Genomic DNA, 14,942 nt, shown 5'->3' with positions numbered 1-14,942 from the left:
TCAGGAGCTGAGGGGTGCCGTGCTGCCGAGCTTGTCGAGGATGTGCGGCCACGCCGCCTCTCCCAGGAGCGCGTCAGCTTCGGGCGTGCCTCCATACAGGAAGTGCGGAGACTCTGACGCCGGGCTCTCGCCGGGAAAGCGCGGTCGGTGGCCGGCATCCTGGCGGGCGATCAGATGCGCGGTGGTTCCGGCCGAGCGTCGGCGTTGTGCCAGTTGTTCGGCGAAGCGGAGAGAAGGCCACATCGCGTCGTCGCCGCCGGCGACGAGTATCAGGTCGGCCCGGGCCCTGTCGACGGGGATCTCTGCCGGAGGGAGCAGGTGAGTGAAGCTCTCCTCGCTGAGTTCGTACCATCCGCGGATGGCGACCGGACCGTTGCCCAGGTTGACCGGGGTCCAGGAGTCATCCAGCGGGACAAACGGCAGGGGCTTCCCCCGCCAGGTCCAGGACGAGCGATACGGGCGCTGTTCCCCATCGTGGCCCGGGCCCACATTGCACCAGACTCGCGACGTGGGTGACAACGCGACGACAACGTCCACGCGAGGGTCGTGCACGGCTGTGAGCAGAGCTGCTTCAGCCCCTTTGGAGACACCGAGGATGCCGATGCGTCGTGCCCCGCTCGCTGTGAGGAAGTCGACCGCGGCGGTGAAGGTCTCCAAGGGGATTTCACAAATTCCCGGGGCCTGTCCTGGCCCACCGAACCAACGGATGGACAAAGCCGCGATGCCCTGCTGAGCGAGGATGCGTGCTCTCTCGCGGTCGATACGTCCGCTGGAACCGGCAAGGACCAGGACGCCGACGTCACTGCCTTGGGCAGGAGCGGCCAGGACGCCTTCCCAGGGATGGTTCAGCTCCCGCTCAACAACCTCCACGTGCTCCCTCAGTTCGACGCGTCGTGGTCAAAGGGTGTCTTGGCAGCTTCTCAAATACAACCGAAGGATTGACATCGAGACCCGCATATTAGAGGCGTGCCGTCCGGTCAGGTCCGCTACTACAACCTCACCCCGGCCGTGAAGAAGGTGGTCTTCCGCAGCCGCTCGCGGGAGGAGAACCCGCGCTGGACCAACTTCCACGAGTACTACGGGTTCACCCCGTTCTACTGCGAGCCGGGCCTGCGCGGCGCCCACGAGAAGCGCGGGGTCGAGGGCCAGGTCGGCTATTTCCGCCGCAACTACCTCACCCCGGTGCCGCAAGTGGACAGGTCATGACGGACCGCCGTGCGTATCCGAGTGACCTGTCCGACGCCCGCTGGGAGTTGATCGAGCCGGTGCTGTCCGCCTGGCGCTCCGAGCGCCGCAGCCGGGCCCAGGACTTCGGTCGGCCGTCTCGACCCGGTCGACGAGATCATCGTCCTCACCGACTTCCGCCCCGACCTCGCTCGCCCCACTGACCGACCCCAACGTCCACTCCTGCGGCACGGTCCACTCGCACGGTGCAACGAGCTCTCCCACCCCGAACGGGGCGTCTGTCTCGTCGGTATGAAGTTCTACGACCGAACGCCCACGTTCGTTGCCATGACTGGCCAAGTGACCACGCATCACACTGCACGGCGTGGCCGCTGTCCTCGCAAGAGATTGCCCCTCGGGGCGCGGCGGCCCTGCACGGAAACACCAGGCGCCGCAAAAGGCGCGCCACGGGCTCACAGGTGGAGTCGGCCGGCAAGCATCGCCATGGCGAGTTCGACCCGTGAGCCGTGCCCGGTGCGGGAGAACAGTCGCGACAACCGGCCCTCGACGCTCTTCTCGCTGGTCCGGAGGATCCTCGCGATCTGCTTGTTCGTCAGTCCCTCGGAGACGAGTACGGCGAGCAGTCGTTCGTTCTCCTCCGCGGTGGCCTGGCGCCCCGGTACGGCCACTGCGTGCGCGCGCATGAGGAGGCGCAGCCAGAACCGGGGCATCAGTGCGTCGAGTTCGCCGAGCAGGGTGTAGGTGTCCCGGAGCATCGTCGGATCGCCCATGCCGGAGCGGATGAGTTGGTACAGGACGGCGCTCTCTTCCAGAGGCTGCTGCCGCTGCTGGGCCAGTTGCCTCGCGGCCCGACCTGCGCCGTGGTCGGTGTGTACGGCCGCGTACAGGACGAGCCGGATCATCTCGGACCGCTCGGTGCCCAGCCTGTTGGCGACTCCCGTTGCCTTCGCCAGGCATTCCTTCAGTGTCTCGGGTCGTCCGGCGTGCATCGCGGCGTCGGCCACCCGCAGCCACAGCAGGTCGGTTCCCGCCACCACGCCGTCCGACTCAGCGCGGTGCACAGCCGTACGCAGCAGGTGCTCCGCACCTTCGACCTCTCTGTAGACCAGTTCGCACAGGGCCTGGGCGGAGGTGAGCAGATGGGGCAGCATCGGCTGCCTGGCGCGGGCCAGCGCGAGGAGTTCGCCGGCGCGGGTGAACCTGCCGCCGTACACGAGCAGGACCGCCGCGTGGTGATACATCTCGCTCTGAACGGCGTCGCAGGTGTGCACGCCGGTGATGGCGCTCCGGCGTGCCAGGTCCATGGCTTCCCGAGGACGCCCCCGGTGGAGGGCGATGAGCATCCGGCTGGGCAGGCCCAGCTGGCGCAGGTTTCTCCCGGTGTCGGAGAGCAGTTGTTCGGCCCGGCGGGTCTCGCCCAGCGTCAGCAGTTCGCCGACCCGGCAGTGCACCTCGGCGGCTGTCGCCTCGCCGGCGCGATGACGGGCGGGCAGGGTGGCGATGCTCCGCTCCGCCCCTTCCGTGGTGCCCAGCCACAGCTCCGCCGTCGCGGTGAGGAATTCGGCCTTCCACTCGACCAGTCCGCTCATGTCGCGCCGCCGGACCGCCCCCAGCAGGTCACGGACCTCATGCCAACGGCCGAGCAGCAGCAGGGCGCAGCCGCGCGTGACGGCTCGTTCCAGAGGCCCCTCCGGACCGGGGTGCTGGAGCCAGCCGTCAGCCGCGATCTTTTCCAGGGTGGTGATTTCTCCCGCCCGGTACAGCGCGGCCAGGTGTGCGAAGCAGACGTCGAGGAGTTGGTCCGGACGCAGGTGGTCGCGGTGGGTCCGTTGCACGAGCCGCAGGGAGTTCAGTCCCTCCTCGGGTCTGCCCTGCGCCAAGCAGATCTTTGCGTGCTCCAGCAGAAGGCGGGGTCGCTCCACCGGGTCCGAGGTCAGATCGGCGACCGCCCGCAGCCATCGGGCGCCGCGATGGTCGTCGTACGCGTCGTCACCGTTGTGATGTGCCAACCGCTTGGTGGCGGCCATCAGTTCGGTTCTCGCCCGCTCCGGGTCCACCAGATTTCCTGCAGCCGCGAGTTGTTCGGGGAGGTAGGAGGGATCGGCGCAGTGCGCGGTGCCCTGCCACAGTGCGGATACGGCGATCCGGGCCAGGTTCCGCCGCTCGTAGGGGCCGAGCGAGTCCGCGACAGCGGCTCCGGCCAGCGGCAGCCGGTACTCCCAGACGGAATCCGACCGGCGGTAGCGCAGGACGCCTGCCTCCGCCAGCCGCGCGAGCAGGCCACGGGCTTCCTGCCCGGTGACGGCGACGGCCTCGGCCGTCAGTGTTGGCACAGCCTCGCCCAACGGGCCGAGGACGGCCACCGCTTTGGCGACCTCCCAGACCGGCCCGCCCGTGTCACGGACGGGCAGTACCAGTTCGTCGATGGCGAAGGGGAGCGTGCAGGTGTCGCCACCAACGAGATAGGCATGCCGATCGACCACCCGGACGACTCCCTGTTCCCGGGCGGTTCGCAGCACCGCGCGAGCCGCGGCGGGCCAGCCCCGGGTGAGGCGCCACAGCCAGGAGACCAGCGTCGGTTCTGCCCTGGCCTCGATCTCGGCAGCGATCATGTCGCCGAGTGCGCGGAGCGAGAGGGGCCGCAGGTTCACGTGGTGCACCAGCCCGTCCTGCCGCAGTCGGCCGAGCACCGCGGCGAACACGGCCCGGGACGCCCGGGACACGGGAAGCGTGACGGTACCCACACATCTCGTGTTCGTCCCGTCCGACTGCCGGATCAAGCCTTCCAACGAGAACAGTTCGTCCGGGGAGAGATGCTGGAGATGTTCGAGTATGAGTACCCGTCCACGCTTTCCGTCTCCGGTCCTGTAACCGAGCAGGTGGTCGGAAAGCTGAAATTTAGGTGAAGGATCGGAAAAGCTAATGCGTACTGTCTCCGGGGCGGCGCCGAGGGCCTCTGTCCCGTACACCCTGTCGTGCGCCGACAATTCATTGAGAACGGACCCGAGTTCCATACCGGAGGGACTGCTCAGCACGACAAGTCTCGGGGAGCCGGGCGCGCGGATCGCTTGGAGCGTATCGACGGCGACATGCTCGTAGGGCGGGACGCTGTGCGCTGTATGCATGGATCCTCGCAGGGTGGCAGGGCTCAACCAGATGTTAACCGGCCGCGTCTGTCCAGCGAAGAGAGCCGATACGAGGGTGAGGAAGGCGGGAGCGGTGGCACTGAGAGGTGGTCGGGCCGTGTCCGGCAGGGATACCGAGCTGTCGGCCGTCCACGAGGCATATGGGCGTCCGCTGCTCTTCATCGTCCGTGGACAGGTCGGCATGGGCAAAACGACCCTGCTGCGGGAAGTCCACCGAACCTGGCGCAGGCGCGGCCCCGGAATCGTACGGATAAAATGTTCTGCCGCCATTCCGCGATGGGATCTGTTCGGTGCCCGTGCGGTGGTGAAAGCGTTCAGCGATTCCTTTCCCGACGTGGGGAATTCCTCGCTGTCCGACGCGATGGCCGCGGTGAACCGACTCTGTCTGCCGGAAAGCTACGGCTCGGCCCGCGCGCGATCCGCTCTCTTCGCCGAACTGGTAGGGCTTTTCGCGCATCTCACCGAGAACGCTCCCGGCGCCGTACTGATCGACGATCTGCATGCCGCCCCCGACCCCGCGCTCGTCGTTGCCGCCGCCCACCGAGTCGGCTGCACGGTCGTGGCGACGTACCGGGAGGACGGCTGGGCCGCCAGGCCGACGAGCTCGGCCTCGCCCCGTACGTTCGCGGATCGGATCATCGACCTGAGCCCACTGCCGGACGACCAGATCGACGACCTGGTGAAGGTCGCCGCCCGGGAGCCTCTGGACCAGGCCGTGGCACCCGCGCTGCGCGCCGCCCTGGGACCACTGGCCGGAAACCCGGGCACCGTGCTGGACACCTTCGAGGCACTGCGGCGCAAGGGCCACCTCGTACGGTTCCAGGGCCACCTGTGTCTGCGCGAGCCCGCTGCCGGACCGGCGCTGCCCGACGACCATGCCCTGGTGCGGCAGGTCGCGGAGTGCGGCGCCACCGGCAGGCAATTGTTCGCGATCACTGCCTTGTCCGGCCGCTTCGCGATGGATGATCTGCCGGACTTCGCGGCGGCCACCGACCGCGCTCTCGCAGCGTGCGGCCACACCGTGGATCGCCTCGTCGCTGTCGGGGCCCTCGCCTGCGACGACCACGGGGTACTGCGCGTCTCCTGCCCCGCGCTGGTCCCCGCCGTACTGCCCGGCCCGGCTCGTGACGAGGCGGCCGAGGTGCACCGCGCCCTTGCCGAACATCACCTGCGCGGCGACGGCACAGCGGCACCGGACCCGACGGCGACGTCCGACCACATCGTGCTCGCCGGCTCCGCGCTGCCGTCCACGCCCTCCGTCGTGCCGCTTCTGGAGCGCGAGGCCGTCCTGTCGCTCGGGACCTTTCCTGTCCGGGCAGCACGCCGGTACCGGGCCGCCCTGCGCCACTGCGAACCCGGTGACACCGCGTACTCCCGCATCCTGGCCGTCCTGTTGCCGTTGCTGGTGCGGACTGGCGACTACGAGGGCCTCGCCGAGACCGTGGCCGAAGGAGCGCGGGCCGACGGTAGGGGTCCTCAGCAGGCAGAACTCGCGGCGTATGCGGCGCTCGCCGCAGTCCACACCGGGCGACCGGTGCCGGCCCCGGTACGAGAAACCCTGGCCGACGACCCGCAGACCCGCGGCGCCCTGGAGTTCGCCGACGGCTGGTTCACCGGCCGAGAACCGCTCCGGGCGAGCCAGGTCCTCTCCGCCTTCGCGTGTCTCCACCCCGACGGAACGGACACGGCCCCTACCGACGTGACCGATAACGACTGCTTCGACCCGGTGGCACTCTTCGGGCAGGTGCTCGGGACGGCGGCCTACGGCGAACCGGTCACCGGCCCGCTGGCGGCCTACGCCCGGATCATGCGGGACTACCGGGACGGGAACTGGGCCGGTATCCCGTCCAGGGCCCGGACACTCGAACTGGCGGGGCCGCCCTGCACCCCCGTCCACCACGCGGTCCGTCTGATCGCCGCAGAGGTGCATTCGACGATGGGCGACTACGAGGGAAGCGCCGCGTGGTTGGAGTCGGCGGGGCACGACTGTCCTTTCCCCGCGCTGTGGGCCTGGGCCTCCATGGGACTGGCCTACCGGACCGGGGAGTGGGAGCGAGCCCGGAAGCTCGGCTGGAGCCGCTGCGACGAGCCGGGGGAACGCATCGGCGGGGGGAGCGCGGTGGGCTTCGGCCGGCTGCTCATCCGGCTCGCGTTCACCGAGTGGGGGGAGGGCGGTCGCCGGGAACTGCTGCCCCGCCTGTGTACCGAGGCGGAACGGTGGTACTCCCGGCTGGGCGGTATGGAGCTGAAGGCTGCCGCACTCATCACCCGCGCCTTCGCCGAGCGCGACATCGGCAGCGCGATCGCAGCGGTGGACGTTCTGCGGGTGCACGGCGGCCGGAGCGAACTGCTGCGGGCGTGCATGACCGTCGCGTTCCTGGCCGACGACCCGCGCCCGTGGCATCAGGAGGCCCACGCCATCGCCCGAGGTCTCGGCGACAGCCTCCATCGAACCGCGATGCCTGAGTCGATGGGGGCGTCCGGCCTGGCTCCGGCGACGTGCGACGACACCGCCCGTAGTGGCCCCGCAGCCCTGTCCGGCCTCGAAGGGCCCATCGCCGCCCTGGTCGGGCGGGGTCTGACCAACCGGCAGATCGCGAGGGAACTCCAGGTGAGTGTGAAGACCGTCGAGAACAACCTCACTCAGGTGTTCGCCAAGACGGGATGCCGCTCACGGCTGGATCTGGCTCTGGCCGTGATGGAGGGCCGCCTCACCTCGATCCTTCCGCGTTCGTGAGGGATTCCCCCCGGGAAGGGGCCGTGCCCTCCGACCAGGAGGTCCGGTCCACCAGGATGTCTCACAGAGGCGACCTATCCGCCTCACAGCTCTTCCAGCACACCAGCACGGAGGTAAGACCCCCCACACGCACAGCGCCGCAGGGCGCGACTCCGCAGCGGACACCCGTGAAGCCCAGGACGGCCCGCGCAGCAGTTCGCTCCTGACGACGACTGCTCCCCCGCTCCCGCCCGCGACCCGACCGCGAAGACCGGCGGCCGGGCGAAGCCGGCGACAAGTCCATCGGCGTCATCGACTCGATGACCGCCCGATCCTGTGAACCCCCATGCCTGTCGGCCGACCCGTGCTCGGACGAGCCCGTGGACCCGACCTGGCTGTCAACTTCCCTACCCCGAAGGGGAGTTGCCCACCGGAGCGAACCTCTGCCCGTTCCGGTGACGCGCGGCTCTCCACGCACATGGTTCCCCACTCTCACACCTTCGGGCTTCCCGCCCCCAGAAAGGAAGACCATGAAAGACAGGGCCAAGGTCGAGGACCTGCTCGTGGCGTCGGATCTGCAGGTGCAGTCCTCGGAGACCGCCTGGAAGCACGTCAGGGCCGAGTACGTCGACATCATCGACGACATCCTGGCGACGCTGGCACCGAGCGGCCCCTACGCGTACACCGTCAGCCCATCGGTCGAGGAGGGCAAGGAGCTTCCGACCCAGCGCATCGTCACCACGTTCGACGAGATCGCCGCGTCCTACCGCGGCATGCACCGATACGCCGCCGTGGTGGCGATCCGTCCCGTCGCGGAGATCAACACCTCCTGGTACACCTTCGTCAGCGGCCGCGGACGCGGGCGCCTCAAGACGACCGGCGAGGAGAGCGAGCGGCCGGTCATCGTGCTGTTCCCGACGATGGGCTCCGAGGGCATCACCGGAGAGCTGTTCTGGGGCAGGACCCAGCAGGACAGCATGCCGGGAGACCCGGCCGACGGGGTGCTGGCCGGCCGGTACGCGGTGGCCGGGCTGCACGAGACCCTGCTCGACGCGTATCGCAAGGGCGACGTCGACACGATCGTCGAGAAGGCCCACCCCGAGATCCAGGGGGGTGTGCGCGACTACGTCTCCCATTCCGGGACCCTGCCCGAGATGCACACCAAGGACGACCTGCGGGCCCACCTCGAAGCCTTCTACGAGGCGTACTCCGTCCGCTCGATCGAGGTCGTCAACCGGCACTTCGACGACTGGTTCTTCTTCCACGAGCTCCGGTGGACGGTCGAGGCCCACCAGGGCGTGAACGCCGGACAGAGCTTCCGGTACCACACCGCCGAGTACGCCGAGGTGTCGGCCGCCGGGCTCGTCGTCTCGCACATCGGCCACGGCACGGACCAGATCAAGCTCGGCTGACTCGGCGTCCGGCCCGCACTACGGCGGGCAACGCCGTTGCCGACCGGCAGACCGGGGCGCTGTGAGCGGAGGCGTCCCCGGAGCGCCGACCCCGTGGGGACGGAGACCGGCGCTCTCCCCGGATCCGGCGGCGGACGGGCACTTCGTCCGCCGCCGGGTCCGAGATCACCGACGGCGCCGCAACCTGACGGGGCCGACTATCTCTCCCGTACACGGAACAGCCCAGAACCACTTGGACAAGAAGGAGCACCCGCCATGAGCACCGGTCTTGAAGGGCGCAGTGTGATCGTCACCGGTGCCGGGTCCGGCACCGGCCGGGCCGCGGCCATGCGGTTCGCGCGGGAGGGCGCGTACGTGCTGGTCGCGGACCTGAGACGGACGGGGGCCGAAGAGACCGTCAAAGCGGTCGCGGAGGTGGGAGGCACCGCCCTCGCCGTCGTCGGCGACCTCAGCGACCAGCGGGTCGTGGACCAGGTCGTCGACACCGCCGTCGAAGCCTTCGGCGGTGTGGACGTCCTCGTGCACAACGCCGCGATCATGGACCGGATGTCGGTCGTCAGCGAGACCGGCGACGCCGAGTGGTACCGCGTCGTCGAGGTCAACCTGACGGCACCGTTCCTGCTGACCCGCGCCGTGCTGCCGCACATGATGGCCGAGGGGCGCGGCTCGATCGTCTTCACCGCGGCCGAGGCCGGACTGCGCGGCAGCATCGCCGGGGCCGCCTGCACCGCCTCCAAGCACGGCGTCATCGGCCTGGTCAGGTCACTCGCCGTGACCTACCTCGGTGTCGGTATCCGTACCAACGCCATCGCCCCGGGCGGCGGTACCGACTTCCCGAATGCCGCCGTGTCCGAGGTCCACGGTGACAACGTTCTCGCTCCCCGTTTCGGCGGTACCAGCCGCGTCGCCAGCGTCGAGGAGCAGGCCGCCGCCATCGTGTTCCTCGCCTCCGACGCCGCCGCCCACATCAACGGCACCGTCCTGCCCGTCGACGAGGGCTGGTCCGCCGCCTGACGAACCGCCCGCCGCGACTCCCGTACTCAGCAAGGTTCAGAAAGAGAGCTCCTCATGGCCACGATGAAGTCCGTGCGGACCGGTGGCGTCGGCAAGATCGAAACAGTCGACGTCGAACGTCCGGTGCCCGGCCCTAAGGACGTGCTGCTGAAGATCCGCGCCTGCGGTATCTGCGGCACCGACGTCACCTTCCTCCACATGGGCGGCATACCGGCCAGAGCGCATCTGGGCGGGGATCTCGTGCCCGTGCCGTTGGGCCACGAGCCGGCCGGCGAGATCGTCGAAGTGGGCACCGAGGTCGCCGACTTGAAGGTGGGCGATCGTGTGGTCGTCAATCCGCAGGACGCCCCGACGGGGCTCATCGGCTGCGGCGGGAAGTTCGGCGGGATGAGCGAGTACCTCCTCATCGAGAACGCCGTCGCCGGCAGGAGCCTCGCGGTCTTCCCCGACACCGTGCCCTTCGACGTCGCTGCCCTCAACGAGCCGATGGCGGTGGCCCGGCACGCCGTCAACCGCTCCCAGGCGGCCCCTGGGGACAAGGTGGTCGTCTTCGGCGCCGGGCCGATCGGTCTGGGCGCGGCGATCTGGCTGAAGCTGCGCGGGGTCGGGCACGTCGTCGTCGCCGATGTCATCCCGTCCCGGCTCGACACCGCGCTCTCCGTGGGCGCGGACGCGGTGCTCAACTCGGCGGAGGAGGACGTCACCGCGCGTCTGACCGAACTGCACGGCCAGGCCGCCAACGCCCTCGGCCAGCCGCGCGCAGGCACCGACATCTACATCGACGCGGCCGGTGCTCCCGCCGTCTTCCAGGCCGCGGTCGACTCCGCGAAGTGGGGCGCCAAGCTGGTCATGGTCGCCGTACAGAAGAAGGGGTCGGACGTCGACCTCGGCGGCATGCTCCGCAGCGAACTGACCCTCATCGCTTCCCAGGGCTATCCCACGGAGATCTTCGAGGTAACCCCCGAGATCGTGGAGCACCACGAGCGCTTCGGGAAACTGATCAGCCACCGCGTCCCGTTCGCCGAGGCCGACCGCGCCTTCGAGCTCACGCTGACACCGGGCGCCGCGGAGAAGGTCGTCGTCGTCTTCGACGAGTAGCCCAGAGCGGCAGAAGACGTGCTGGGTCCCGGCAGTCGCATCTCCCTCTGCTCTCCCGCTGCCCTCCTCCTCTGCTCTCCTCCTCTGCGCTCTTCCCCTTGTTCTTTTCCACGGAGGCCGTTCCATGTCCGACGCCCCTGCCCGGCCCTCAGCCGTCGGGCGCTCCGCCCCGGTGAGGTCGAACACCGTAGTGGCCGTGCTGGCCTTCGCCGGGATCGTCGTCTCGCTGATGCAGACGCTCGTCATCCCGATCGTCCCCGAGCTGCCACGGCTCCTCGACGCCTCGGCGTCGAACACCGCCTGGGCGATCACCGCCACCCTGCTCGCCGCCGCCGTCGCCACCCCGGTGATCGGCCGCCTCGGTGACATGTACGGCAAACGCCGCCTGCTGCTGGTCAGCATCGTCCTGCTGATCGCCGGCTCGGTCGTCTGCGCGCTGAGCGACTCCGTGATCCCGATGATCACCGGACGGGCTCTGCAGGGGCTGGCCGCCGGTGTCATCCCGCTCGGCATCAGCATCATGCGCGACGTACTGCCCGCGGAGCGGCTGGCCGGCGCCACCGCGCTGATGAGCGCCTCCCTCGGCGTCGGCGGCGCCCTCGGCCTGCCCTCCTCCGCGTTCATCGCCGACAACTTCAACTGGCACGTACTGTTCTGGACTTCGGCCGCCCTCGGCGCCGTCGCGCTCGCGCTCGTCCTGGTCCTCGTACCCGAGTCGGAGGTCCGTACCGGCGGACGATTCGACCTGATCGGCGCCTTCGGCATGGCGGTCGGCCTGATCTCCCTGCTGCTGGCCGTGTCCAAGGGCGGTGACTGGGGCTGGACGAGCATCCCCACAATCGGCCTGTTCGCCACCACGCTCGTCGTACTGCCGGTCTGGGGCTACTACGAACTGCGCACCGGTCAGCCGCTGGTGGACCTGCGGAGCACTGCCCGCCGCCAGGTGCTGGTCACCAACCTGGCCTCGGTGGCGATCGGCTTCTCGATGTTCGCGATGTCCCTGGTGCTGCCGCAGGTGCTCCAGCTGCCCGCGGCGACCGGCTACGGCCTCGGCAAGTCCATGCTGGCCGTGGGTCTGGTCCTGGCCCCGCAGGGCCTGGTGATGATGACGATGTCCGCCGTGTCGGCACGCGTCACCAAAGCCAAGGGCCCGAAGGTCACCCTGATGTGCGGCGCCGTCATCGTCGCCGCCGGCTACAGCCTGAGCCTCGTGCTGATGTCCGAGGTCTGGCACATCACGCTGATCGCCTGCACCATCGGCGCCGGCATCGGCTTCGCCTACGGCGCCATGCCCGCCCTCATCATGGACGCCGTACCCGCCTCCGAGACGGCCGCCGCCAACAGCCTCAACACCCTGATGCGGTCCATCGGCACCTCCTTCGCCAGCGCCATCGCCGGCGTCATCCTCGCCCAGATGACCACCGACTTCGGCGGCCACCCGCTGCCCGCCGAGAACGGCTTCAAGGTGGTCATGGCCATCGGCGCGGGCTCGGCCCTCATCGCCTTGGTCATCGCCTCCTTCATCCCACGTCGGCACACCACCGTCGAGCCGCCGCCGGCCGCGGACGGGCCGACGGCCGCCGCAGAGGTCACCGAAGCCAAGGTCTAGCCGTCGTCGAGAACACCGACTCCGGCCGTCGCCGCCACCCACCCCCTTGGGGCGACCGTCCGACCGCTCACCACCGATGCACGGCTCCAGGGTCGCCGGACCGTTCCGGCGCTCAAGCAGACAAGCAAGCTTCCCGAAAGGTAGATCCCATGAAGTCGCTCCTCTCCTCCCGCCCCGTCCTGTGGTTCCTGTTCCTGTTCAACCTCGCCGTCGCGGCGGTCGCACCCTTCGCCATCGACGGCACCCAGGGCCTCATCACCAGCGCCGCCATGGGCGTCATCGCCCTCGGCGCGGGCAGCGGCCTTCTGCGCAGCCGCGGGCAGCGCGCCTGACCCTGGAACACCGGGCACCGCAGCGGCCCTGCCCGCCAGTCAGGACAGCGCCATCGCGTCGTCACCGTGGGAGTTGACAGCGGCGACAAGCTCGGCGAACAGAGCGTCGTAGCTTGCGGCCCGTTGTTCGGCGATCTCATGCGGAAGGTAATCAGTGACCCAAGTTAGACGAGCCCGTTCACGATGATCCACCTCGACCCGCATCTCGGCCTGGTGATGCTCAACCCCGTTGAGACCCGGCACCGTGTACGTCGCCCGCCGGTGCACCGGGTCGACCGACACGTTCCGCTCCCAGATCTCCCGACCGTCGGCCAACGTGACGACGCGATACTCCCCTTCCTGCCGTTCGGCCCGGCACAAGGAGCAGACATGCACCTCTGACCTGGTGTATCGCTCGATGAAGTCCCAAGCCGTATCGGCCGACACGTCGAGATCCGCGGTGCGGTAGATGCTGCTCAAAGAGTCTCCCTTCCGGAAGGCCGACGACCGCCGTCACGACGACTGGAAGACCGTATCCGGCAGTCATTCGGCGACTAGGGTCCGTCTTCGAACTGATCTTGCCCAGAGTAGGAATGATGCGAGACTGACCGCTGCCTCGTAGGAGGTGGCGGTCTTGATGCCCCTATGGATGTCAAGCTGCGAGGACCCGGTCGCCGCCATCAACGAGTGGCTGTAGGAATCCGGCGAAAGCCGAGGGCCGGTGGGGGCCCCACAAACCAGTCGAGAAAGCCTTTGCGGGCTGTCACCCTGGGCAGATGCTGCTCAAGCTGACCGGATCCAGCGGTGCGGGCAAGACCACCCTCGCCTTCGCCGTCGCCGACCGGCTGGACGGGGTCGTGGTGCACGACTTCGACGAAGTCGGCGTCCCGGACCCTCCGATCCCTCCCCACTGGCGCAATCGCATGACCGAGGTGTGGGTGCGCCGCGCGCTGGAGTACCAGGACCGTGGAATGGACCTGCTGCTGACCGGGAACTCCCCGCTGGGCGAGGTCCTGGCCGCCCCCTCGGCCCCGTCGCTGAACGGGATCGCAGTCTGCCTGATCGACATCGCCGACCAGGACCGTCGCGAGCGACTCGCCGCTCGCGACGGCGGCCGATGGGACCAGGCCGCCACCGACGCCTTCTGCGGCTGGGCCGCCTGGCACCGCGGGCACGCCCGCGACCCGCGCTTCCGGTCTGACGTCATCATCGACAGGAGCTGGCCGGAGATGGCCTGGCAGCGCTGGACCACATGGACCGCCGAAGACCCCCGATGGCGCACCCACCTGATCGACACCACCGGCCAGCCGCTCGCGACATCCGTGAACCAGGTCGAGCGATGGGTCACCGAACAGCGCGAGGCACACCGGTCAGGCCGACTGGCCCTGACCCACGGCTGGACAGACGAGACACACCGCCCAACCGACCACGGTGCTTGATCCACTTCTGAAACACGCCCTAGCTTGATCTTTAACGTTCGGCGTCGAATGGCAGGTCGAACTTGATCACTCGGTCCGGTAACTGCCGTACGTGGAAGCGGCCTTCGTCTGAACATGTGCTCCGACCAAGGAACACACACATTCAGAACGAAGGCCGTGAGGATGAGTCTGCTGCATCACGACGCCCAATCGGAGGCGTTGGCACAACTGTCATGCTTCCGGGGCGAGTTCTACTCCTGCCTGACCGCTCGTTCGGACGCGCTGTTCGAGCTGGCTGATGCCGTTCTGTGCAGCGACGGACCGGTGAGGTCTCTGGCCGAGCTGTCGCTGGTGGGTGAACACCGCCGCGGTCATGGCGGGCTCTACGCCGCAGTGGCCCGTGGCCGCATCGATGCCGGCCGGCTGCGGCGGGCACTGGCCGAAGTGCCACTGCCACGGGCTGGCGACGGCCGGCTGGTCCTGGCCATCGACGTCACCTGCTGGCTGCGACCCGACGCCCACACCTCACCGCAGCGGATCCTGTGCCACACCTACGGCCGGGGCAAGGACCAGCACATCCCCGTCCCCGGCTGGCCCTACTCGATCATCTGCGCACTGGAGCCGGGCCGCAGCTCATGGACCGCACCGCTGGACGCTCTGCGTCTGACGCCCGGCGACGACACCGCCACTGTCACCGCCCGCCAACTGCGCGATCTACTTCAGCGACTGATCGCAGCGGGGCAGTGGCAGACCGGTGACCCCGACATCCTCATCGTCGCGGACGCCGGATACGACGCGCCCCGCCTCGGCTTTCTCCTCAAAGACCTGCCGGTCCAGGTGCTGGCCAGGATGCGCTCGGACCGCGTCCTGCGCAGGGCTGTCCCACCCCGGCTGCCGCACACCCAGGGCCGGCCGCCCCGGCACGGCGGCGAGTTCGTCTTCGGGCAGCCCGACACATGGGGCACCCCGGACACCGAGACCGTCACAAACACCCGCCTCTACGGCACCGCCACCGCACGTTCCTGGATGGCGT

At 69.1% G+C, this 14,942-nt stretch carries 11 protein-coding genes and 3 pseudogenes; 11 read left to right on the top strand and 3 right to left on the bottom strand.

Translation table 11 applies throughout. The features are described from left to right. Positions 1-870: an acyl-CoA thioester hydrolase/BAAT C-terminal domain-containing protein gene (locus OG504_RS52180; RefSeq protein ID WP_405996207.1), complete on the bottom strand. Its 870-nt coding sequence runs from the start codon at positions 868-870 to the stop codon at positions 1-3. Positions 871-966: 96 nt separating this feature from the next. Between OG504_RS52180 and OG504_RS52175 the strand changes: the two genes are divergently transcribed. The 3 genes and pseudogenes from OG504_RS52175 to OG504_RS52165 all read left to right on the top strand — a co-directional run. Then, positions 967-1,206: a hypothetical protein gene (locus tag OG504_RS52175; protein ID WP_405996206.1), complete on the top strand. Its 240-nt coding sequence runs from the start codon at positions 967-969 to the stop codon at positions 1,204-1,206. Further along, a pseudogene (locus OG504_RS52170) lies at positions 1,203-1,343 on the top strand (IS5/IS1182 family transposase); the annotation flags it as partial. The gene OG504_RS52175 and the pseudogene OG504_RS52170, both read left to right, overlap by 4 nt. Then, positions 1,321-1,521, top strand: a pseudogene (locus OG504_RS52165) (flavoprotein); the annotation flags it as partial. The pseudogenes OG504_RS52170 and OG504_RS52165, both read left to right, overlap by 23 nt. Positions 1,522-1,637: 116 nt before the next feature. Here OG504_RS52165 and OG504_RS52160 read toward each other — a convergent pair. Then, complete coding sequence (locus OG504_RS52160) at positions 1,638-3,908, bottom strand: LuxR C-terminal-related transcriptional regulator (protein ID WP_405996205.1); 2,271 nt, start codon at positions 3,906-3,908, stop codon at positions 1,638-1,640. Between the two features lie 400 nt (positions 3,909-4,308). Here OG504_RS52160 and OG504_RS52155 point away from each other — a divergent pair, with 400 nt between their 5' ends. From OG504_RS52155 to OG504_RS52130, 6 genes are all read left to right on the top strand, one after another. Beyond that, positions 4,309-7,068, top strand: a complete 2,760-nt coding sequence (locus OG504_RS52155) for an AAA family ATPase (RefSeq protein ID WP_405996204.1) — start codon at positions 4,309-4,311, stop codon at positions 7,066-7,068. 509 nt (positions 7,069-7,577) lie between these two features. After that, on the top strand, positions 7,578-8,459 hold the full coding sequence (locus OG504_RS52150) for a hypothetical protein (RefSeq protein WP_405996203.1): 882 nt from the start codon (positions 7,578-7,580) through the stop codon (positions 8,457-8,459). Positions 8,460-8,714: 255 nt separating this feature from the next. Then, positions 8,715-9,473, top strand: a complete 759-nt coding sequence (locus tag OG504_RS52145; protein ID WP_405996202.1) for an SDR family NAD(P)-dependent oxidoreductase — start codon at positions 8,715-8,717, stop codon at positions 9,471-9,473. Positions 9,474-9,527: 54 nt separating this feature from the next. Next, on the top strand, positions 9,528-10,571 hold the full coding sequence (locus OG504_RS52140) for a zinc-binding dehydrogenase (RefSeq protein ID WP_405996201.1): 1,044 nt from the start codon (positions 9,528-9,530) through the stop codon (positions 10,569-10,571). Between the two features lie 124 nt (positions 10,572-10,695). Continuing rightward, positions 10,696-12,180 (top strand): MFS transporter, encoded by a 1,485-nt coding sequence (locus tag OG504_RS52135; protein ID WP_405996200.1) that lies wholly within the window; start codon positions 10,696-10,698, stop codon positions 12,178-12,180. A gap of 149 nt (positions 12,181-12,329) precedes the next feature. Then, entirely contained in the window at positions 12,330-12,512 is a 183-nt protein-coding gene (locus OG504_RS52130) for a hypothetical protein (protein WP_405996199.1), read from the top strand. 39 nt (positions 12,513-12,551) lie between these two features. On the opposite strand, the gene OG504_RS52125 is transcribed toward OG504_RS52130, so the two are convergent. Beyond that, positions 12,552-12,971 (bottom strand): SRPBCC family protein, encoded by a 420-nt coding sequence (locus OG504_RS52125; protein ID WP_405996198.1) that lies wholly within the window; start codon positions 12,969-12,971, stop codon positions 12,552-12,554. A 296-nt stretch (positions 12,972-13,267) separates the two neighbouring features. Between OG504_RS52125 and OG504_RS52120 the strand changes: the two genes are divergently transcribed. Then, on the top strand, positions 13,268-13,930 hold the full coding sequence (locus tag OG504_RS52120; protein ID WP_405996197.1) for a hypothetical protein: 663 nt from the start codon (positions 13,268-13,270) through the stop codon (positions 13,928-13,930). Positions 13,931-14,092: 162 nt separating this feature from the next. After that, positions 14,093-14,935 (top strand): annotated as a pseudogene (locus OG504_RS52115) (transposase); the annotation flags it as partial. Positions 14,936-14,942: the final 7 nt, after the last annotated feature.

The organism is Streptomyces sp. NBC_00986, assembly GCF_045162565.1.
Taxonomy (GTDB): domain Bacteria; phylum Actinomycetota; class Actinomycetes; order Streptomycetales; family Streptomycetaceae; genus Streptomyces.
Note: the sequence above shows the minus strand (reverse complement) of the source record. Positions and strands in the feature narration are given on the sequence as shown.